The sequence below is a fragment of the Oribacterium asaccharolyticum ACB7 genome (genome assembly GCF_000238075.1).
Taxonomy (GTDB): domain Bacteria; phylum Bacillota; class Clostridia; order Lachnospirales; family Lachnospiraceae; genus Oribacterium; species Oribacterium asaccharolyticum.
Window position 1 is genome coordinate 147,141 of sequence record NZ_JH414506.1, and the last position, 23,451, is coordinate 170,591.

15 protein-coding genes are annotated in these 23,451 nt (G+C 46.3%); all 15 read right to left on the reverse strand.

What is annotated here, in order from left to right; translation table 11 throughout:
* Nucleotides 1-19: 19 nt before the first annotated feature.
* Nucleotides 20-1,141: a DUF4349 domain-containing protein gene (locus HMPREF9624_RS08520; protein WP_242822639.1), complete on the reverse strand. Its 1,122-nt coding sequence runs from the start codon at nt 1,139-1,141 to the stop codon at nt 20-22.
* Between the two features lie 103 nt (nt 1,142-1,244).
* On the reverse strand, nt 1,245-2,072 hold the full coding sequence (locus HMPREF9624_RS08525; protein WP_009427859.1) for a carbohydrate ABC transporter permease: 828 nt from the start codon (nt 2,070-2,072) through the stop codon (nt 1,245-1,247).
* Nucleotides 2,073-2,090: 18 nt separating this feature from the next.
* Nucleotides 2,091-2,996, reverse strand: a complete 906-nt coding sequence (locus tag HMPREF9624_RS08530) for a carbohydrate ABC transporter permease (protein WP_009537406.1) — start codon at nt 2,994-2,996, stop codon at nt 2,091-2,093.
* Nucleotides 2,997-3,057: 61 nt separating this feature from the next.
* Entirely contained in the window at nt 3,058-4,401 is a 1,344-nt protein-coding gene (locus HMPREF9624_RS08535) for an ABC transporter substrate-binding protein (RefSeq protein ID WP_009537407.1), read from the reverse strand.
* Nucleotides 4,402-4,423: 22 nt separating this feature from the next.
* Nucleotides 4,424-6,364: a DUF5696 domain-containing protein gene (locus tag HMPREF9624_RS08540; protein ID WP_009537408.1), complete on the reverse strand. Its 1,941-nt coding sequence runs from the start codon at nt 6,362-6,364 to the stop codon at nt 4,424-4,426.
* 190 nt (nt 6,365-6,554) lie between these two features.
* Nucleotides 6,555-8,327: an oleate hydratase gene (locus tag HMPREF9624_RS08545; protein ID WP_009537409.1), complete on the reverse strand. Its 1,773-nt coding sequence runs from the start codon at nt 8,325-8,327 to the stop codon at nt 6,555-6,557.
* A 166-nt stretch (nt 8,328-8,493) separates the two neighbouring features.
* Nucleotides 8,494-9,054, reverse strand: coding sequence for a TetR-like C-terminal domain-containing protein (locus HMPREF9624_RS08550; protein WP_009428064.1), 561 nt, complete (start codon nt 9,052-9,054; stop codon nt 8,494-8,496).
* Between the two features lie 156 nt (nt 9,055-9,210).
* On the reverse strand, nt 9,211-12,912 hold the full coding sequence (gene rpoC, locus HMPREF9624_RS08555) for a DNA-directed RNA polymerase subunit beta' (protein WP_009537410.1): 3,702 nt from the start codon (nt 12,910-12,912) through the stop codon (nt 9,211-9,213).
* A 10-nt stretch (nt 12,913-12,922) separates the two neighbouring features.
* Nucleotides 12,923-16,813 (reverse strand): DNA-directed RNA polymerase subunit beta, encoded by a 3,891-nt coding sequence (gene rpoB / locus HMPREF9624_RS08560; protein WP_036595044.1) that lies wholly within the window; start codon nt 16,811-16,813, stop codon nt 12,923-12,925.
* A gap of 311 nt (nt 16,814-17,124) precedes the next feature.
* Nucleotides 17,125-17,646 (reverse strand): hypothetical protein, encoded by a 522-nt coding sequence (locus tag HMPREF9624_RS08565; protein ID WP_009427933.1) that lies wholly within the window; start codon nt 17,644-17,646, stop codon nt 17,125-17,127.
* 60 nt (nt 17,647-17,706) lie between these two features.
* Entirely contained in the window at nt 17,707-18,123 is a 417-nt protein-coding gene (locus HMPREF9624_RS08570; RefSeq protein WP_009429504.1) for a DUF1934 domain-containing protein, read from the reverse strand.
* Nucleotides 18,124-18,351: 228 nt separating this feature from the next.
* Nucleotides 18,352-19,428, reverse strand: a complete 1,077-nt coding sequence (locus HMPREF9624_RS08575) for a D-alanine--D-alanine ligase family protein (protein WP_009537413.1) — start codon at nt 19,426-19,428, stop codon at nt 18,352-18,354.
* 26 nt (nt 19,429-19,454) lie between these two features.
* A complete protein-coding gene (yajC, locus tag HMPREF9624_RS08580; protein ID WP_009537414.1) occupies nt 19,455-19,733 on the reverse strand; it encodes a preprotein translocase subunit YajC in 279 nt (92 codons plus the stop codon).
* A gap of 104 nt (nt 19,734-19,837) precedes the next feature.
* Entirely contained in the window at nt 19,838-21,025 is a 1,188-nt protein-coding gene (gene tgt, locus HMPREF9624_RS08585) for a tRNA guanosine(34) transglycosylase Tgt (protein ID WP_009537415.1), read from the reverse strand.
* A 122-nt stretch (nt 21,026-21,147) separates the two neighbouring features.
* Nucleotides 21,148-23,301: a protein translocase subunit SecDF gene (locus HMPREF9624_RS08590; RefSeq protein ID WP_009537416.1), complete on the reverse strand. Its 2,154-nt coding sequence runs from the start codon at nt 23,299-23,301 to the stop codon at nt 21,148-21,150.
* Between the last annotated feature and the right edge of the window lie 150 nt (nt 23,302-23,451).

Sequence of the window (23,451 nt, forward strand, 5' to 3'; positions counted from 1 at the left end):
AATCCATCTCTATATTGTTTTATTCCTGCTTTTTCTCTTTCTGTAAAGACTCTTCCGTAATGGGAGATTCTTCTTTCTTTTCCTGCTCTTTCTTTTCCTGCTCGGCCTTGTTCCGTTCCGGCTGCTTTTCCTGCTTTTCCTTCTTTTTCTTATTGAGCAACTTCTTATTCGCAAACACAATGAGCAGTATTATAAGAAGGACAAGAAGAATCTGCGGGATAAATACCAGTACAAAGAGGGCTGTATCTTCGAAAAATAACCGAATCTCGAAAAGATTTCGGAAAAATCCGTCTCTTACCCGGTCAAAAAAGCTGTAATTTCCACTTTGATTTATCTTTCCGTCTATGGATTCCTGCAGTTCCAGATATATCGTACTGAAATCCACCTTGTTGTCATAGTCCAGAATTTCAGAATTATAAGAATCCAACTGATAACGAATATCCGTGAGTCTGCTTTCCAGTGCAATGAGTTGGTCTACCGTCTCCGCCTTTTCCATTAGTGCAAGAATTCTCTCCTGCTCCGTCTCCAAGGCCTTAATGTGGTTCTTGGCATCTCGATACTGCAGCCGAACATCCTGCAGATTTTCCGACTTGGAAAGAATTCTTCCCTCTCCATTTAAAAAATCCAGAAAACTGTCTACATTTCCCTTGGGAAGCCGAATGGTAAAGTTCATTCTCTTGGTATCATTCCACTGACTGATTGCGGAGTAGTCCTCCGACTCAATATAGCCGCCCTGTGCCTTCACCTTGTCCTTCAGTTCCTTTTCGGCGCCTTCCATGCTCTTACATTCCAGCGACAAATTGACTGTTCGAATTTTCTTTTCGGAAATCTCCGCCGGATTGACATTTGCCTCGGTGGCTTCTACCGGATTGTTCGGGACCTCGTTTTCCACATAGCCGGAAGAGTCCGCACTTGTCTCATAGACTTCTTTTACTTCTGCAGATTTTGAAAGCTCCGATGTTTCTTCCTTTGCCGAACCGGAAGCTCCCAATCCGCTTACCGACTTATCCGCCGATTCAGAGGACAAATAGTCCTCGTACGCCATTTGCTTTGCTCCTCCGCAAGAAGAGAAAAGCAGGGTGACTAACAACGCTATCGTTCCCAATCGCAGTTTTCCGCTGTGCATCTTTCTTTTCATCATTTTCCTCCCTAAAAAAAATTACACGAACAATGATTCTACTTTATAAGACAAGAATGCATATAAGGCGGTTACAAAAAGGAAGACAGGATAAGCTCTTACAGCTCTATCCCTTAATGCCGGACTGTGCCACGCCTTCAATAAACTGCTTCTGGAAGATAAAGAACACCAGGATTACAGGAATGACCGCCATCACCGCGCCTGCCATCTGCATGGGATACTGCGTAGTAAACTGCCCCTGCAAGGTGGAAAGAGCAGGGCCTAAAATCATGTTTTTGGGAGAAGTATTAACAATCAGCGGCCACATAAAGTCGTTCCAGGCAAACTTAAAGGTGAAAATACTCAAGGTGACAAGACCCGGTTTTACCAGCGGTAACATGATTCTTCCAAAAATCTGATAGCGATTACAACCGTCGATAATCGCTGCCTCCTCGAGCTCATCCGGTAAGGAAAGGAAAAACTGGCGCATAAGAAAGGTCCCGAAGGCACTAAACAGATTCGGGATAAAAAGAGCCGGTATCGTATCCAAAAGCCCCATCTTCTGAATAATCAGATACTGCGGGATAAGGAAAATCTGTCCGGGCACCATGAGGACGGAAAGAAGCAGGATGAAAATGGCATTTTTAAAAGGAAACTTAATCCGTGCAAAGGCATAGCCCGCCATAGAGCAAAAGAGAAGTTGTGCCAATACGGTAATTACCGTGGAAATAATCGTATTCAGATAAATCTGTGCAAAGGGAAGCGAACCGATAATCTGTGTGTAGGCTGTCGTAATGAATTTCTTCGGAATAATTGTCGGGGGAACCTGCATAGCCTCTCCGCTTGTCTTAAAGGAAGTCAAAATCATCCAAACAAAGGGGAAGATGGTCACGCCGATTCCGGCAATGAGTACCAGATGAACGAACAGTTTTTTCCAGGAAAATTTCTTGTTCATGCTTATCTCTCCTCCTTTCTAATAATTGACCCATTTCTTCTGCACAACAAACTGAATCAGCGTTACCAGCATAATCGCCCCAAAAATCAAAATGGAAATCGCAGCCGCATACCCCTTATAGCCGTAGTCAAAAGCCTGTCTATAGAAAAGCATTACCACGGTCTGGGTCGCCTCATAGGCAGGATTCAATTTTCCAACCATCATGTAAACTACGTCAAAGACCTGAAATCCGCCAATGATAGAGGTAATCATCACGAAGAAGATGGTCGGCGTAAGAAGCGGCACGGTAATCTTAAAAAATTGCGTAATCGGGCCGGCGCCATCAATTGCCGCCGCCTCATAATAGGTCTTGGAAATTCCCTGCATCCCGGCAAGGAGAATGATCATATTGTAGCCGACGCTCATCCATAAGCCTACGAGCATGATAACATAAAGTGCCAGCTTGGGATCAATCAGCCAACCTATACGCGGTCCTCCCAGGGAAGTGATGATGGAATTTAAAATTCCCATTTGCCCGTTAAATACCCATTTCCAAACCATCGCAACCGCTGCCGCCATGGTTACGGACGGAAGAAAATACAAAGTTCTGTAGAGGGACTTTCCCTTAATGTTGGAATTCAAGAGCGCTGCAGTCACAAGAGAAAGAAACAAGCCTACCGGTACAGTCACCACAACATACTTCAGCGTATTCCCGAAGGTTTGAAAAACTTCCGGGTCGGAAAGCAGCTGCTTATAGTTCTCGAGTCCGATAAAGTGTGTCACGTTGAACTTGTTTACATCATTAAAACTGAACCAAAAGTTCTGCATGAAGGGCCAAATGTAAAAGACCGTCAGTCCAATCGTGACAGGCGCAATAAAAACATAGCCTGCAATCCAATCCTTTATCCTCCAGGATAACCCTGCCTTTTTCTCTTGTGAATTCATAGTTGCTCCTTACTTGGAAAAGCTATCCCGGAAGTATGTTTCTCCCGGGATAGCTCTAAAATTATTGATTCTTTGCCAAGAACTCGTCGGCCTCTTTCTTCAGTGCCGCACAAGCATCCTTAAGACTCTCTTCTCCGCTGTATGCCTTCTGCAAAGCCTTCGCTTCCATATTGTAAAGCTGTGACGCATTCTTACATACGGGAAGCGGATAAGCCTTATCCGTATACTTCGTATAAACGGACAGGTCATATTTATCCGAAGAGTTTTTGAAAAGATCCTGTGATTCATTTCTTGCGGAAATTACAACGCCTGAATTGCCCTGGATATCCATGGCTTCCTTGCTGCTGAGCCAAATGGCAAACTCGGTTGCGGCTTCCTTATTCTTACTTCCCTCGTAAACCGCATAGCCTAAACCGTTAATACAGTTTGTCTGCACTCCGTTGAAGCTCGGTAATACGACACAATCGATGGTATCCTTGATATTGTCGTTTCCAACATACTCGGGAACCATATAGGAACCTGCATAAATCATAGCCAGCTGTCCGCCCTCAAACATGGCATCCGGTGTAGTCTCGGCAAGAACGGCAGACGTCGGAGAAAGCCCCTTGTCAATCATATCAATCCAGCACTGGATTCCGCCCTGAGTCTTCGGATCGTCATAGCCGGAAGTTTTCTTATCCTCGCTGAGAATCCAACCGCCGTTGGCAAAAACAGTCTGATAGTACCATGTCTGGAAGTCTACGGGGCAGGCAAAGGGATATACTCCGTTCGGAAGACCGGCTGCCTTAAGTTCCTCCGCCTTAGCTACCAAATCCTCATATGTCATGTCATTTGTCGGATAACTAACCCCAGCCTTATCAAAGATTGCCTTGTTGTACCAAAGCGCATTGGTATCGAAGTCCTTCGGTACGGCATAGTACTTTCCGTCTCTTACATAGTTGTTTACCAAAGACTCGGGGAAATTATCTTTGATATCGGACTTGGCAATCGCATCGGTCAAATCGGCAAGAACGCCGCCTTCCATATAGCTGTCCAGATGCAAAACATTTAACCAGAATACATCCGGAGCCTTTCCTCCGGTTAAAGCCGCCTCCAGCTTCGTCCAGTATTCTCCGCCCTTACTGGGAGTAAGCTGAACTTCTACCGTTACATCCGGATGTTCCTTGTTATATGCCTCTGCAAGAGACTCCGTCATCGCTCTCTGATTCTCATCCCAGATAGCCAGAGATAAAGTTGTCTTTCCGCTTGCCTTCTTTTCATCGGAAGCATTCTCCCCGTTTGCGGCCTTTGTTTCTCCGGAAGCATTCTCTCCGGAAGAAGCCTTATTTCCGCAAGATGCCAGCATGCCGGCTCCCATTGTCAGAACGGTAGCCAGAGCCAAGAGTTTCTGTGTTCTTTTCTTCATAATATTCTCCTTCTAGATTTTCTTATTTTATAGAGGAAATCTGATACCTTCCCTCTTTAAAATCCACTTCTACAGAATAGCCGTTTGCAAAGCTCGACCTTTGCCTGTAGCCCTTCTCATCCAATATCTCATGCCGAACAAGCTCGGCTTCCCCGACCTTCTCGTGGAAATCGCTGACCGCCCGAACTCTCTCTAAATGCGTCTTCCAGGGCATCTCTTCTTCCGGGGTAAAGGCCCCGTCGATGCCCATATAAGCCGGATCTCGGACGAGATAAGGTGCGCCGCCGTTTAAAAGTGCATAGAGCATATAGTCCTCTTCCGGAAGCTTTTCCATCATCCAGGGAATAATCAGACAATCATGATAAACCAGGTTGAACATCGGAATCGGAATGCCGTATTTCGGACTTCCCGGCTCCCTCAGCATAAAGTCATAAGGAGCGTAGTGGCAGAAAACAAGCCAGGGTACAGCCCAATCATTGACTTCCTCGGAGCTGGGTAAAATGTTCTTACTTAAGAGATAGCGAAAACAGGCATTTCTATACTCATAGGAATCTCTTCTACGCATCTTATGGCGGGGATTTGCACACTCATCTCCCTCATTACAGGTAAAGACATCCAGATAAGCCGCATCAAGATGAACCCCCTCGCTAAGAAGCCTCTCAAAATTTCGACGTACATAGTACGGTGCCTGACTGGTGCAGAGGTAGGCCTGAGGTCCTCCCGCCCAACGTGCATGGGTAAAGATACTTCCGTCCGCACTCTTGCAGGCCAGGTCATCATCATAGCTTTCCGCCTTCTTGTAGAAATCCCTGTACTGGTCATGAATGCCGAAGAGGTAGCCCAATTCTTCCATGGTCTTCGAAAGCTCACGCATGCCTTCCCATCCGCCGGCCTCCACACAAGCCGGGCCGACATCCGGATGCTTATTGTCATATCCGGCATCTCCCCAACCGTCGAGGTGAAGGTAGAGCTTCTCTACTCCGTCCGCCTTAAAGGCACGCATCTCTTCCGCTCTTTTCCGAAACGGAACCAAACGATTATTCTTATCCGGTGCATCCTGATCAAAAAATTCCGAATCAGGCTGTACGCAGGTCTTGATCCCTTTATGCACAAAGGAAGCCCCGATTAATCTCTTTACCGAAGGAGTCGAAACTTCCTTTTCCTTCAGGGTCTTCAGCTTTCCTTCTTCTCTCGCCAGTTCTCTATAACACTTTAAAAGAGAAGTATAGTCACAATCCGAAAGGAAGAGATAACGCATAATCCGTCGGTATTCCATCTGTCCGAGACTCGGCTCTATCCTGAATTGCACCGCGGTCTTATTTGTTCCGGCCTCATGTACCGCTTCATACCCCATGTTCCATGGCGTGAGACTTTCCGCAAGATACCCTTCTCCCTCCTTCACCTGCCCGAACACCGGAAGATAAGCGCTGGCCGTTCCGAAACGGCCGTTAAAACCGTCCTGTTTAAAACTCACATCCCAAGTGTTGGGAATTAAGATGCCCTGTTCCTTCGGAAGAATCGTATACCAGTCATTCCTTTCCTTTTGAAAAGAAAAGGGTCCCGGGAAAAAGACTTGCTCTATAGCATTTTCCGGTGCTTCCGTAAACGGAATCCATTCAAAGTAAACTTGTTTTGTGCTGTACTCTATCCAAACAAAAGTCTCAAAGGAAAAGGAAAGCGTTTCTTCCTTCCCGCTCTCGGATCCGGCTGCTTTCGATAAGACAAAATCCCGGTAAGAACTCCGGATCCCTTCTCCCACACCGCTTTTCACAAGTTCATGCTTCTGTACTTCGGCATCTTTAAAGTAAATCGGTTTATCACAGGATTGTACCCGGAAAAAAGGCGAAAAAAACTCATCTGTCTCCCAAGTTGTTTTGCCTGTCAAAATAGAATATCTCAAATTTTCTTTATCGAATTGTAGACAAAGCCCGTCGTAAGAAAATTGAATCATGGATTTCTTCATATCAAGCGCTTACTCCTACTATACCTGTTTACCTTATAATCAATAATATCTGTATTATATTCTATTTTTTTTAATTTCACTAGTAGAAATATACGATAGGCCCTATAGTAAAATAAAAGCCCTCAACGTTTTTGCCGTTGAGGGCTTTTTGTAAGAAGATTCCTGCACGCCGAGGCTGTATCTTCAAAATCTAAATCATTTTGCACTTCTTCATCAGTTTTTCCACTTCCGTTCCCTTAATTCGCTTTAAAGCAGCCTTTAACACGATATCCTGAATAAAACCGAGCTGTAAGTCTGTAATCTTCTTTCCGTCCCGCAGGGCCACCGTGGCATTTAACAAATCGCGAATATCATATACACTGCCCCAGACCTCCGGAACTCCTCTATCCACATTTAACAGGGTGTACACTGCCTCCATTGCTGTTCGAATGGAGTATTCCGTTGTAAAAACCGTGTCTCTAGGCGTTTCCGCAAAATTTCCGATAAAGGCAAAGTTTACAGAACCTTCCGGTACCACTAAGGGGCGGTCTCCTTCCTCACGAGGCTGGAAATATGCACTGGCAAAAGGCATCATCACAGGCACGGTATTTGCACTATGGGCTGCAAGTTCCGGAATCTCTTCCACCGGAACGCCTAAGTGATAGAGCCATTCTTCACAGATTTCCTGTCCGGTGCATTCTCGCATGGATTTCTTAACAAAATCTCCCGGCTTATCGGAAAACATACCGTAGAGCCAAACCAGAACCTGTCCTTTGGGCTGATTTCTGTACTGGGGCTGACGGTTAATGGTCCAGCTTAAAAGCCAAGAGGAATCGGTGACAGTCACAATTCCGCCGGTTACCACTTTTCCGGAAAGAGGATCTCTTTTGCAAATATTTTTGATATAGGGAAGAATCTTTTCATCCAAGGTATTGACCGTGGCGCTCACCCAGTTGCTGTCCTCCGGGTCTGTACAGAACTTATCCGGCTTTCCGAAGGAAGAATCCTGCGCCGCAATCTTTCTCCATAAGTCGAAAGTGCCGCCCGGGTGAATCTCCCCGTCCATACCGGTGGCCTCGGTCTGACTGCCGTAAGTAGAGTTTTCCACATTACTGCCGTTCGTATAGAAAACCAAGTCATTTTCCGTTAAATCAATGCTTTCCTCTTTACCGTCTCGCAGAAGTTCAATCCGCCTTGCCTGCTTTTTTCCGGCAGAAATGTCAAAAAGCACATTGGACACGCTGACCCCGTAATGGAACTGTACTCCATGCTCTTCCAGATATTTCACCATGGGAAGCACCATGGACTCATACTGATTGTATCTGGTAAAACGCAATGCCTTAAAATCCGGGAGTCCGCCAATATGGTGGATAAATCTTTGCATATAGCGCTTCATCTCCAAGGCACTTTGATCGTCCTTAAAAGCAAACATGGTCCGCCAATACATCCAGAAATTCGTCTTGAAAACTTCTTCATCAAAGATTTCCGTCATTTTCACATTAGCCAAATCTTCATCCGGCGTCATGAAAAGCTTCATGATTTCCATACTACCCTTATCGGAAAGGCCGAACTTATTTTCCGTCTTTGCATCTTCTCCGCGATTCTTGGTCGCACGGCATAAAGAATAATTCGGATCCTTTTTATTCAGCCAATAGTACTCGTCCAGTACGCTCACTCCCTCGGTTTCGATTGAGGGAATGGAACGAAAGAGGTCCCACATACATTCGAAATGGTTGTCCATCTCTCTACCGCCCCGCATGACATAACCCGCAATCATTTTATCCCCGTCCAAGGCTCCGCCCGGATGAGATTCCTTTTCCAGAATATGAATTCTTTTTCCTTCCATTTGAGCATCTCTTACTAAAAAACAGGCTGCTGCGAGAGATGCCAAACCGCTTCCAATCAAGTATGCCGACTTGTTCTCTATCCCTTCCGGCTTCTCCGGACGAGCAAATGCCTCATAATTTCCACTGGAATAATACATTCTCTAACCCTCCATTTCTCTTTTTTTGTTTACGGCCTTATCCTAGCGCGAGAAAAAGAGGAAAACCATAAACAAAACAGCCGGCATGATAAAAAACTTATCAAACCGACTGTTTTGCTTAAATGATCTCAAAAAAAACTTCCTAAATGATCCGATATTCCGATGCTTACCGATATTTTGAATACGCCTCCAAAGCTCTTGCAAAGTTTCCCTGCATAAGGAGACTCATACGCGAAATGATTTTTTCCGGATTCTCTTTCATATCTCCCCGAATCCAATCCAGGATAAGCCCGACATAAGCATACTTGTAGAAGTTGGCTATGAAGTCCTTATCCTCTTCACTGACCACTCTTTCCTTGTCCTCTTCTTCTACAACATTACGAAGAAGTCTGTACGATACCTTAAACAAGAACTGCTCAAGCTGGTCTCTACTTACCGAACGATAGACGTTCATAATCAGCGGCTTATTTTCCAGAATGGAAAGGAAAATTGCAAGATAGCCTTCCTGCCAAGTTTCATAGCTCTTTTTTCCCGCCAGAATCTTCTCTGCATCTTCGTCAAAAGACCAGGCAATCAAGTCATATATATCCTGAAAATGATAATAAAAGGTCATGCGATTCATTCCGCAGTCGTCTGCAATATCCGAAATAGTAATTTTGTCCAAAGGTTTTTTAAGAAGCAATTTCTTTAAGGAGGCTTCCAGAGCCCTTTTCGTAAGATTCGACATCTTTCCTCTCCTTTTCACTGTAATCTTAAGTCTTTTTCCTGTTAATATCTTCTCTTTACACGGTGAAATGTCAAGTTATTCTTCAAAAAAAGAGATACTCTTTTCAGGGTATCTCTTTAATGCTTTCTTTACAACTTATTCACTTTAAAGTCACGCTTACAGCTCATTCTCTCCGTCTTTAATGGCTCTTAAAGCTTCTGCCAAACCGGAAAGTCCTCTCGGATCCGCATCGAAAATTTCTTCCGTGCTGAGAGGCTCCGCTGTTTCCTCGGAAACATTCGGCATATACTCTACATGTTCTTCTTTATCGGTGGAAAGCTTCACATTGCGATATCTTCTCATACCGGTTCCGGCAGGAATCAACTTACCGATAATTACATTTTCTTTGAGTCCGATGAGACGATCGATCTTTCCGTTGATAGCGGCTTCCGTAAGAACCTTCGTCGTCTCCTGGAAGGATGCTGCAGACATAAAGGAATCGGTTGCAAGAGATGCCTTGGTAATACCGAGCATCGTCCTCTTTCCTTCTGCCGGAGTCTTTCCTTCTTTGATGAGTCTCTCGTTCTCATCCTCGAAGTCCAAACGATCTACAGTCGTTCCCGGAATGAATCGGGAATCACCTGCTTCATTGATGCGCTCTTTCTTCATCATCTGACGAACAATCATCTCAATGTGCTTATCGTTTATTTCTACACCTTGCAGGCGATAAACTCTCTGCACTTCGGAAATCATGTAATTCTGTACCGCCTTAACACCCTTGATTTTCAAGAGGTCATGCGGATTGATGGAACCTTCCGTCAGGATGTCGCCGGCTTCCAAAACCTGTCCCTCTGTTACCTTTAATCTGGAACCGTAGGGAATCAAATAGGTCTTGGACTGTGCCGTTTCATTATCCGTAACAATGACTTCTCTCTTCTTCTTGGTATCCCGGATTTCTACCACTCCCGGAATTTCTGTCAGAATAGCAAGTCCTTTCGGCTTTCTGGCCTCAAAAAGCTCCTCTACACGGGGAAGACCCTGTGTAATATCTCCACCTGCCACACCACCGGTATGGAAGGTTCTCATCGTAAGCTGTGTTCCCGGCTCACCGATGGACTGTGCGGCAATGGTTCCAACCGCTTCACCCACTTCAACCGGTTTTCCGGTCGCGAGGTTTGCACCGTAACACTTTGCACAAATTCCGGATTTGGAACGGCAGGTCAGTACCGTACGAATCTTTACGGAATGTCTGCCCATCTTGGAAAGCGCGTTCATAACCTGAGGCGCTCTCTTCGGCGTAACCATATGGTTCGCCTTGATTACCATAGCACCGGTTTCCGGATCAATAATATCTTCCGCAAGGAAACGACCCGTGATTCTCTCCTGTAAGGACTCAATCTTCTCCTGTCCGTCGGAAAGCTCGGTGATTTCTGTAGACGGAATCGTATCTCTTCCCTCTGCGCAATCCAATTCACGAATAATTAAATCCTGGGAAACGTCAACCAATCTTCTTGTAAGGTAACCGGAGTCCGCCGTACGAAGAGCGGTATCGGAAAGTCCCTTACGAGCACCGTGCGCGGAGATGAAGTACTCCAGTACATCCAGTCCTTCACGGAAGTTGGACTTAATCGGAAGTTCAATCGTCTTACCGGTTGTATCCGCCATGAGTCCACGCATACCTGCAAGCTGCTTGATCTGCTTATCGGATCCACGGGCTCCGGAGTCCGCCATCATGAAGATGTTGTTGTATTTATCCAATCCGGTTAAAAGGTCGTGCGTCAACTGGTCATCGGTATTCTTCCAGGTTTCAATAACTTCTTTATAACGCTCTTCCTCGGTAATCAGTCCGCGGCGGAAGTTCTTCGCGATTCTGTCCACCGTCTTCTGCGCATTTTCCAGAAGATCTTCCTTTGTAGCCGGAACCGTCATGTCATGAATGGATACCGTCATGGCAGCCTTTGTGGAATACTTGTAGCCGATAGACTTAATATCGTCCAAAGTCAATGCCGTCTGCATTGCGCCATGCACATCCATAACCTTTTCCAGAATCTGCTTCAGATTCTTCTTCTTGACAAGGAAGTTAATCTCCGGAAGCAGTCTGTTCTCCGGGATGCTTCGGTCGATAAAACCGAGATCCTGCGGAATAATTTCGTTGAAGAGCAGTCTTCCGACAGTTGTATCGATGATGCCTTCCAACATCTCTTTTTCACCGTCTTCGGAAACCCATTCTTTTCTCACCTTACAACGAATCTTCGCATGCAAGGTTACAAAGTGATTCTCATAAGCAAGAATCGCTTCGTCTATAGACTTAAAGAGCATGCCCTCTCCGGTGTCTCCCTCTCTTTCCTGGGTCAGATAATACACACCCAGTACCATATCCTGAGAAGGTACGGCAACCACACCGCCGTCGGACGGCTTTAAGAGGTTGTTCGGGGAAAGAAGCATAAAGCGGCACTCCGCCTGTGCTTCCTGCGTTAACGGAAGGTGAATTGCCATCTGGTCTCCGTCGAAGTCGGCATTGAAGGCCGCACAAACGAGCGGATGGAGCTTAATTGCTTTACCTTCTACAAGAATCGGCTCAAAAGCCTGAATTCCCAAACGGTGAAGGGTAGGGGCACGGTTCAGCATAACGGGATGCTCTTTGATCACATACTCAAGAATATCCCAAACACCCTCGTCCAGACGCTCTACCATCTTCTTCGCATTCTTAATATTGTGCGCCTTACCGGTATTCACAAGCTCTTTCATAACGAAGGGCTTAAAGAGCTCAATCGCCATTTCCTTCGGGACACCGCACTGATAAATCTTCAGTTCCGGTCCTACGACGATAACGGAACGTCCGGAGTAGTCTACACGCTTTCCGAGAAGGTTCTGACGGAAACGTCCCTGCTTACCCTTTAACATATCGGAAAGAGACTTTAAGGCACGGTTTCCGGGTCCTGTTACAGGACGTCCACGTCTACCGTTATCGATTAAAGCGTCTACCGCTTCCTGTAACATTCTCTTCTCGTTACGAACGATAATCTCCGGTGCTCCAAGTTCCAAAAGACGCGCCAAACGATTGTTTCTATTGATAATTCTGCGATACAAGTCATTGATGTCGGAGGTTGCGAAACGTCCGCCGTCAAGCTGTACCATCGGTCTTAAATCAGGCGGAATAACCGGAAGATTGGTCAGAATCATCCACTCCGGTTTGTTTCCGGAAGAGCGGAAAGCTTCTACCACTTCCAGTCTCTTCACGATTCTTGCTCTCTTCTGTCCGGAGGAATTGTCAAGTTCTGCACGCAGATTGTTGTACTCCTTCTCCAAATCGATGTTGGAAAGAAGCTCAAAAATCGCTTCCGCTCCCATTCCTACACGGAAATTGCCATAGCCATACTGCTCAATGGCATCCCTGTATTCCTTCTCGGAAAGCACTTCCTTATAGCTTAAGCTGCTCTCCATCGGATCCAATACAACATAGGACGCGAAGTACAGGACTCTCTCTAAAATTCTCGGGCTGATGTCCAAGATGAGTCCCATACGGGACGGAATGCCCTTAAAATACCAGATGTGAGAAACGGGCGCGGCCAGCTTGATGTGTCCCATTCTTTCTCTACGTACGGAAGACTTGGTCACCTCTACACCGCATCGGTCACAGACTACACCCTTATAGCGAATCTTCTTGTACTTTCCGCAGTGACATTCCCAGTCCTTTACCGGTCCGAAAATTCTTTCGCAGAATAATCCGTCCTTCTCCGGCTTTAAGGTTCTATAGTTAATGGTTTCCGGTTTTTTCACCTCTCCGTAAGACCAACTCAGAATCTTCTCCGGAGATGCCAAACCGATTTTTATGGAATCAAATTGTACCGGCTCATTTCCACTTTGAAAGTTTGCCATTTTTCCTCCTCTACTCGTCCTCATCATCTGCTAAGCCGGAAGTGATGCTTTCGAAAAATTCCTCCGCTTCCGCATCGGAAAGTTCCTCTTCATCCTCATTTTCCTCATCGCTATCTACCAGTTCTCCGTCCTTGAACTCCTGCTTAGTGTAGCCGTATGCACCGAAGTTTTCCTGCTTCTCCGTGCGATAATCGCCGCCGGACAGGAGTCTGTGCATATCCTGATTTGCATCGTAGAGATCTTCCGTAATCTCTACCACATTCTGCTCTTCATCCAAAACCTGCATATCCAGGCAAAGAGCCTGCATTTCCTTAAGAAGCACCTTGAAGGACTCCGGTACTCCGGGCGCAGGGATATTCTGTCCCTTGATAATGGCCTCATAAGTCTTTACACGTCCTGCAACGTCATCGGACTTCATGGTCAAAATCTCTTGTAAGGTGTAGGCGGCACCGTATGCTTCCAGTGCCCAAACCTCCATTTCTCCGAAACGCTGTCCGCCGAACTGTGCCTTACCGCCAAGAGGCTGCTGGGTAACGAGAGAGTACGGACCGGTAGATCTGGCGTGAATCTTATCATCAACCAGGTGGTGAAGTTTTAAGTAATGCATGAAGCCGATAGAAGTCGGACCGTCAAATTTCTCCCCGGTTCTACCGTCACGAAGCTGTACCTTACCGTCAATGCCGATGGGTACACCCTCCCACTCTTTTCTATGTTCAAGATGAGCACCGAGATATTCATATACCTCCGGCTCAAGTTCTTCTTTATGTTTTTCCGAGAACTCTTCCCAGCTTAAGTTAACATAGTCATTGGCCAGAAGAAGAGTTTGCTGAATATCCACCTCGGTTGCACCGTCGAAAATCGGAGTCGATACGTCGATACCGAGAGCCTTAGCCGCAAGAGAAAGGTGTAATTCGAGCACCTGTCCGATGTTCATACGGGAAGGTACGCCGAGAGGGTTCAGTACGATATCCAGCGGACGACCGTTCGGAAGATAAGGCATATCCTCGACCGGAAGCACGCGGGAAACGACACCCTTGTTCCCGTGACGACCTGCCATCTTGTCTCCTACACCGATTTTACGCTTCTGCGCGATGTAGACGCGAACAGATTGAGATACTCCGGGCGCAAGTTCATCGGAATTCTCTCTGGTAAATACCATGGTATTGATAACCGTACCGTAAGCACCGTGCGGCACCTTTAAAGAAGTGTCTCTTACTTCTCTTGCCTTTTCTCCGAAAATGGCTCGGAGCAAACGCTCTTCCGCGGTAAGCTCCGTCTCTCCCTTAGGGGTTACGCGGCCTACCAGAATATCCCCGGCTCTTACTTCCGCACCGATACGGATAATTCCTCTTTCATCCAGGTTCTTTAAAGCGTCATCTCCCACACCCGGAACGTCGGAAGTAATCTCTTCCGGCCCGAGCTTGGTATCTCTGGCTTCCAATTCATATTCTTCAATATGCACGGAAGTATAAACATCGTTCTGCACCAGTCTCTCGGAAAGGAGAACGGCATCCTCGTAGTTGTAACCCTCCCAAGTCATAAATCCAATCAGCGGATTCTTTCCTAAGGCAATCTCTCCATTCTTTGTGGACGGACCGTCGGCAATGACATCGCCCGCTTCCACATGGTCATGTGTGTCCACTATCGGTTTCTGATTGTAACAGTTACTGGGGTTACTACGTACAAACTTCATCAGCTTATACTCGTCATATCCGCCGTCCTTGTCCCTCTTAATCACAATCTTCGAAGAGGAAGAAAGGGTAACCGTTCCGCTGTTTTTCGCTACCACACAGGCACCGGAATCAACGGCGGCCTTATTGGACATACCGGTATCCACCACAGCGGACTCCGTGGTCAGAAGCGGTACCGCCTGACGCTGCATGTTGGATCCCATGAGGGCACGGTTTGCGTCGTCGTTCTGTAAGAAAGGAATCATGGATGTTGCCACGGAGAAAACCATCTTCGGGGATACGTCCATCAAATCGATGCTTGCTTTCGGGAAGGCGGAGGTCTGGTCTCTGTATCTTCCGGAAACGTTGTCATGCTTAAAATGTCCCTCTTCATCCAAGGGCTCGTTCGCCTGGGCCACAATAAAGTTATCCTCTTCATCTGCAGCAAGGTAAACGACTTCATCGGTAACAACCGGATTCGTTTTATCCGTCTTATCCACTACGCGATAGGGTGCCTCAATCAAACCGTACTCATTGATTCTCGCATAGGATGCCAAGGAGTTAATGAGTCCGATGTTCGGTCCTTCAGGCGTCTCGATAGGGCACATTCTACCATAGTGAGTATAGTGTACGTCTCGCACCTCAAAGCCTGCACGGTCTCTGGAAAGACCGCCCGGTCCGAGTGCGGAAAGTCTTCTCTTATGCGTAAGCTCGGATAAGGGGTTGTTCTGGTCCATGAACTGAGACAGCTGGGAAGATCCGAAGAACTCCTTCACCGCCGCTGTAACAGGCTTAATATTAATCAGAGACTGGGGTGTAATCTCATCTATATCCTGTGTGGACATTCTCTCTCGAACCACTCTTTCCATACGGGAAAGACCGATACGATACTGGTTCTGTAAGAGTTCTCCAACGGCACGAATACGACGATTTCCGAGGTGGTCAATGTCGTCGGCCGTTCCGATTTCCTCATCTATGTTTAAAGCGTAGTTAATCGAGGTGAAAATATCTTCCTTGGTAATATGCTTTGGAATAAGGGCATGAATATTCTTGCGAATTGCCTCTTCCAAAGCGGCATTGCCCTTGCCTTCGCACTCTTCCAGAATCTGCTTTAAAGCCGGATAGTAAACCAATTCATTTACGCCCAGCTCCTCCGCATTGATCTCTTCCGGAATCCAGTTCTTGATGTCTACCTGCATGGAAGAAAGAACCTTCTCCGTACGGGTCGGTCCGTCAATCAACACATAGGGCACAGCCGCATTCTGCAAGCTGACAGCCAGTTCTTTGCTAACCATGGTTCCGGCTTCAGCCAAAAGCTCTCCGGTCTCCGTGGAGTAAACAGCCTCTGCAAGGGTATGTCCCTTAATTCTGTTCTTAAAGTGAAGCTTCTTGTTAAACTTGTATCTTCCTACCTTTGCAAGGTCATACCGTCTCGGGTCAAAGAACATAGAGTTCAAGAGAGACTGCGCGGAATCCACGGAAAGAGGCTCGCCCGGTCTGATCTTCTTATATAACTCTAATAAGCCTTCCTGATAATTCTCGGAAGGATCCTTCTCAATCGAGGCCTGCAACTTCGGATCATCTCCGAAAAGGTCTAAAATTTCCTTATTTGAACCTACGCCGAGTGCACGGATAAACACGGTTACCGGAACCTTTCTCGTTCTGTCCACGCGAACGAAGAAAATGTCATTGGAATCCGTTTCATATTCAATCCAGGCACCACGATTCGGAATCACGGTACAACTGTACAGTTCCTTACCCACCTTGTCGTGGTCGATGCCATAATAAATTCCGGGGGAACGCACCAACTGGGAAACAATTACACGCTCTGCACCGTTGATTACGAAAGAACCGTTCTCCGTCATCAGCGGGAGATCTCCCATGTAAATCTCATGCTCGTTAATTTCTTCTTTGTCTTTATTAAAAAGGCGAACTTTTACCTTAAGCGGGGCTGCATAGGTTGCATCCCTCTCCTTACACTCTTCAATGCTGTACTTTGCTTCATTTTTAACCAGCTTAAAGTCCACAAACTCCAAACTCAAATGACCGGCAAAGTCCTGAATGGGGGAAATATCATCAAAGGCCTCCCTCAAGCCTTCATGCAAAAACCACTCATAGGAATCCTTTTGGATTTCAATGAGGTTTGGCATTTCCAGAACTTCTTTACTGCGCGAGAAAGTCATTCTGAGATTCTTTCCGGTTCGCACCGGATGCATTTTGCTTTTTTTCATCGACCGTTCACCCCTAATGTCCGAGACAGACTCGTCTCTTTGCTGAGAATTCACAATAAAAAGTACCCCACAGAGGAAGAATCCAGTCGTATCTTCAAAGCACTTTGTTGGGTTCCTTTTTTTGCAAAAAATTGACGATTCCTTTACTTTGTTTTGGCAAAATATTTCCGGAGTGCGGAAAAAGGGCATAGTTCGCCCTCACCCTGCCAAATAAGCAAATTTCATACTATCATTTTCGCCTTATCCTTGTCAAGGCAAAGTCTTGTAAAAAATTTACTTTTTATTCTTAAATTAATGAACTGTATAAAAACTTATTTCTTCTTTTTCCCCTGCTCCGTCTTCGCTTCCTTCACCGCATTCTCCGCCTTACCGCGAAGCTTGGCCAGAAAACCTTTTTTCTTTGGCTGCTCGGGAATGGTTCCTCCTCGAACCGACTTGACGGAACGAATGTAAATACCCGAAACCGCAACCTTTACTTCCTTTTTCAGAGGCAAAATTTCATAAACGGAAGGGTCCGCCATCAAGGTCAAAACCTTCGGTCCCACCTTCGCCTTCACCACGGGAAGCTTCGTCAAACGGGCATAAATCGGCATCTGCTTCTCCACCTGTTCGGGAAGACCGGCTGCTACCGCCTCTTTCACGCCAAGCTTCTTTTTGTCGATAATCAGCATGGAAACTTCCATCGTATTGGCTTCCAGCATCGGTTGTTGCATTGCCTGCTTCTCCTGCAAACGCCTTCCCAAAATATAAAGAATAACCAGAATGGCTAAAAGAATAATCAGCACCGCAAAAAGAATAGAAAATACTGTTTGAACCGATATGGCAAGCAACATAAAAACGACCTCTTCTTTCAAAATATTTAAGTATATCAAAGACGAAATAACGAAATTATTTTACCCTTTCAAAGGTAAAATTGCAATGGAGAGTTCCGTCTCCGCAACCAATTGCTCAAACTGATAAAGTAAATAAGACAGCAGAATCTCCGCCCTTCCGGCACGGAAATCTTCATACAGAAATTCTACGGAACGGGTGGCGAAGGATAACGGCAAAGTCCCCAGTTCCGTCTCGTAATCCACCGACCATTTTACACCGGCAATATACTCCACTCTCTGCCTGTCTTTCCAGTTCCGCATCATCACCACTCGCTTTTCTTTGGGAAAAAGTTCCAGAGAATGGTGCACATTTTCCTGAAAATAGCTGAGCATAAAGCTGTCTCCTCTGGAGAGCAGGACACCTTGTAAACTGACAGAGAACCGATCCTCTTCTCCATCCATTTTTTGCTTTGTTGTTAGCTGAACCTGAACCTTCATTTGCCTCCCTAAAATCTTTGCCACAAAAAAGAACTCTGCGTGCATCACAGAGTCCCTAGGAGATAGAAATCAAACATTTTGTCGAATCGATTATGCTCTTAGTATAGCAGGTCTTTCCAAAAATGTTTAAAGTCTACAGAAATAATTATTTATGAAATTCTTAAGGTCTCCGCAAGAAGCTCCGCGTACAAATTTCAGACTGCCTTTTTCCTCGCATGATTTCCCGGCTTATGACGGCCTGTTTTCCGCACTTGCTATGAGCTTCTCAACCAATTCTTCAATATTCCATCCCGCCTTCTCAAAAAGCATGGGATACATGGAAATGGAGGTGAAGCCGGGCAGAGTGTTAATTTCATTAAATACAATTTCCTCACCGGTAAAGAAAAAATCAACTCTGGATAAAGAAAATCCGTCCACCGCCAGGAAGATGGATTTAGCCGCCTTCTGTATTTTTTCTTCCACGTCGGACGGAAGATCCGGATTCAACTCCGTTTTGGAATCGGGGTTGTTGTACTTGGCATCATAGTCATAAAACTCTGCTGCCGCCTTAATCTCCCCTACGGAAGATGCCACAACTTCTCCCGGTACACCGGAGAAGACAGCGCACTCGAGTTCTCTCCCCTTTATAAATTCCTCTATCAAAACCCGTCTGTCTACTTGAAGCGCTTTTTCCACCGCAAGAGGCAGGGCTTCTTGATTTTCCACCTTGCTTACGCCGCAGGAGGACCCGGCATTAGAAGGTTTCACAAAGACCGGAAAATGCAGTTCTTCTTCCACTTCTCTACAGATTTCCGCTCTTCTCTTTTCCTTTTTCCACTCGGAATGGCTGAGCGCAATGTATTTTGCCTGTCGAACGCCCTGTCTTTCCAGAACCTTTTCTACCGCAAGCTTTGTGGAAATCTTGTCCATGGAAATCGCGGAAGACAAAACACCGCAGCCCACATAAGGAATTTCCGCCAACTCCAAGAGCCCCTGTACCGTACCGTCTTCTCCGCCTTTCCCATGCAGAACCGGAAAAACGATATCCGCCTTTTCCATGCGGCAGCTGCCGTCTTTCTCAAAAAGCACAAGCGACTTCAGTCCCGCATCCGGAAGAAGCATGGCTCTACGCTTATCCTCTCTCCAGCTTCCATCTTCAATCTTTTCCGTATTTTCCACCGGAATCCACTCTCCGGCCTTTGTGATTCCCAAGAGAATCGGACGATATTTCTCTCGATTGACTGCCTTTAGCACCGTCAGTACGGAGCGGCAGGAAACCTCATGTTCGGTGGACTGCCCGCCGAAAAGCAAGACTATATTCTTCATTTCATTCCTCTTTTTTCCGGAAAACCTTACTTTGCCTTTTCAATCTGCACAATAGCAGACTTTTGCATCGGGATACGGCAGTTCTTATTTCCGCCGAACTCTACAATCACGGTATCATCGGTTAAATCGATTACCACACCATAAAAACCGGAAGTCGTTAAAACCGTATCTCCAACAGCCAGGCTGTTCAGCATCTCCTGTTGCTTCTTTCTTTCCTTCTGCTGCGGACGAACTCCCATAAAATAGAAGATGCCTACAATTACCAAGATATACGCCACTGTTCCCCATACACCAATGTTTCCCATATCATTCTCCTTTTGTCCTTTACAATTCTGTCCTTCATTTTGCTACTTATATCGAAAAAAGCAAGGCTTTTATCCATACGAAATTTTGATTCGCAATCTCCGCTTTAAGAATTCTGAATCTTTAACTTATAAAGCGCATCCGTCTTCCAGGCTTCCCACCTTCCTTCCCGAATCGCAAAACGCATCTCCCGCATCAAACGATTGTAATAAGAAAGGTTGTGAAGGACACAAAGACGCATGCCAAGCATCTCTTTCGCCTTTAAGAGGTGTCGTATATAGGCTCTTGAATAGCCCCCCGTGTAGCTTCCGTCTTCCAGGCGAATCCCCTTGCAAGCCGGACAGTCGCAGCCCTCCTCTATCGGTCGGAAATCTTTCTCATACGCCAAATTCCAAAGGTTCAGCTTTCCAGAGGCGTGATAGACATGCCCGTGCCTTCCGTTTCGACTCGGAAATACACAGTCAAAAAAGTCTATTCCGCGGTCTACCGCCATGACCATGTTTTCCGGCGTACCGACTCCCATAAGGTAAGTCGGTTTTTCTTTCGGAAGGAAGGGCACTACATCCTCCAGAATCCGATACATATCTTCATGACTTTCTCCCACCGCAAGCCCTCCTACCGCATAGCCCGGAAGATCCAGCTCGGCAATTTGCTTGGCATGATTGATTCGTACATCCGAAAGAATCCCCCCCTGGTTAATGCCGAAAAGAAGCTGATTTTTGTTAATCGTGCTCTCCTCATCATTAAGTTCTTCTATCCTATTTTTACAGCGAAGAAGCCAGCGTGTCGTCCTCTCCACAGAGGGCTCAATATACTGCCTGTCCGCCAGTGCCGGAGGGCACTCATCGAAGGCCATGGCAATGGTCGATGCCAGGTTGGATTGAATCTCCATGGACTCCTCCGGTCCCATGAAAATCTTTCGTCCGTCGATGTGGGAGCGAAACTCCACTCCCTCTTCCCGAATCTTTCGTCCGGTCTTTGCTAAACTGTATACCTGAAAACCGCCGGAATCGGTGAGAATCGGCTTATCCCAATTCATCAGCCGATGCAGTCCGCCAAGCTCCTTGATGACCTTGTCTCCGGTTCTTACATGAAGATGGTAGGTGTTGGAAAGCTCCACCTGTGTTCCGATGAGCCGAAGATCGTCCGTAGACACTCCGCCCTTGATGGCGGCCACCGTACCCACATTCATAAAAACCGGAGTTTCAATCACGCCATGCACGGTTTCCATATGAGCGGACTTGGCTCTTCCGCACTGCCCTACTATTTCATATTTCATTTTGACAGCAGCCATATCCGCTCCTTACTTCATAGTGAACTTTACTCTACATCAATTTCTCTATGATTTCTCATCGTATTCTATCCGGTTAATAAGCCCGAGCATTCCTGCTCAAGACAAGCTTTCTTCAGCCGTTCTTATTTCTTGCTCTTCTCCGCTTGCGCTTTTTCCTTATTCTTCTTGGAAAGGCTTACAAAATCATACCAAAGCGGCCCTGCAATACATACGGAAGACCAGGCACCGGAAACAATACCCACCATAAGCGGCATGGAGAAGTCACGAATAGAGCTTACTCCGAAGAGGAAAAGACAGAATACCGTGATAAAAGTGGTAATCGAGGTATTAATGGAACGAGTCAGTGTATTGGAGATTGCCTCATTTACCGCAAACTCCAAGCCCTTCTTCTTCACCTCGCCCTTCTGGATGTTTTCACGAATACGGTCAAATACTACGATGGTTGCGTTGATGGAATATCCGACAATGGTCAGGATACAAGCAATAAAGTTGGATCCCACCGCCCAGCGGAATGCCGCGTAGAAGGTAACGGTTACAAGTACATCATGTGCAAGAGCGAGTACGGAAGAGGATGCAAACTTGATATCCCGGAAACGAACCCAGATATAAATCAGCATGCAGAAAATCGCAATCGCAAGTGCCCAAACGGCATCCGTCTTCATTTCCTTGGAAACGGCACCGGAGATATTTTCCGTAACAATCTTATCCTCGGAGATGGAGAACTTCTCTTGAATGCTGTTGTAGAGCTTTGCTCTCTCTTCCGTCGACATGGTTCTGGTTTTAATGATAACCTCGTTGGTTCCCGCAACCTTCGCAGCCTGTGCGGAAGCGTCCCCGCCGGTTGCTTCCCTAAAGAGCGGAATAACCTGCTGATCCACTTCCTCCATACTTAAATCTTTATCAAAGGTAATCGTTGTGGAAGAACCGCCTTTAAAGTCAAGGTCATAGTTAAAAATATAACCCGTGTTTTTCTTATTCATCCCGAGCATGGCAAAGCCGGCAACAATCACTACCGCAGAAACAAGGTAGGCAATCTTACGGAACTTGATAAAGTCGATGATCTTGGTATCTTTCTTGATTCCGTAAAGAGCCGGATTCTCCGCTCCCATGGCAAGGAAGGCATTTAAGAGTGCTCTTGTCACAAACAGTGCCGTGATTAAAGAAACCACGATACCGATTGCCAAGGTGCTTGCAAAGCTCTTTACCGTTCCGGAACCGCGGAGATAAAGCACTGCCGCCGCAATAAGAGTCGTGATGTTTCCGTCCAAAATAGCAGAAAGTGCCTTCTCAAAGCCAGCCTTAATCGCCTTCTCTACGGAATTTCCCTGCCCCAGTTCTTCTTTAATTCTGGTAAAAATAATGACATTCGCATCCACCGCCATACCGATGGAAAGAATAACGCCGGCGATACCGGGCAGCGTAAGCGTCACTTCAAAAGCCTGCAGGAGCACCATTTCAAGCCCTACATACAGCACCAAGGCAATGGAAGAAGCAAGGCCCGGCAGACGATAGATAAGCAGCATGAAAAGAATCACAAGGGCGATACCGATAACAGCCGCCTTTAAGGAGCTTGCAATCGCTTCCACACCGAGGGTTGCGCCGATTACATTGGAACGAAGCTCGGTCAGCTTAACCGGAAGAGCACCGATACGAATGGTGGAAGCAATTTTGTTTGCCTCATCATACGACTCAATCGGGCTGATGGACGCCTGGCCGCCGCTGATTGCCTCCTTTACATTCGGAGAAGAAATCACTTCATTATTATAGATGATGTAAATACGCTTCCCTACATTGTTCTTGGTCGCTTCCTCAAATTTCTTCGCTCCCGCCTCATTGAAGACAAGCTCAATCACATATTCCTTATTATTGTTCTGGTTTGTCATTCCCGCCGAAGCCGTTTTTACATCGTCTCCGGTAAGAAGCACATTTCCATTCTCATCCGCAAACTCGAGTGTTCCGGGCTCTCCGAGCTCTTCCAGAATGGCATTGGCATCCGTAGCACCGGGAATATCGATATTGATTCGATTATCTCCCTCCTTATACACCTGTGCCTCATCCGAATAGCTCTGCGCCTTCATCTGCAGCTTATACACCGTGTCACTCATCTGCTCCGCAGTGGGATTCTCGTCCACTGTCTGGTAGGTGATGGAAACACCCCCGTTCAAGTCCAAACCGAGCTTGATATTGTTTGCATTCATATAGCCGAGAACGCAGAAAGCCGCAGTCAGGATCAGGACTCCCAACAACTGTAATGTAGCCTTAAATTTCTTGTTCATTTCGTACTTCCTTTGCAAAAGATTTTGCCTTTTTTCCTAAGGCATATACTGCCTTATATTAGCACAGATAAAAGTCTCTGTGCAAGAAAAAAAGCACCTGTACGCAGGTGCTCTCTTTTGGAACAAGATATCACGGCTTGCTCCTGCAAA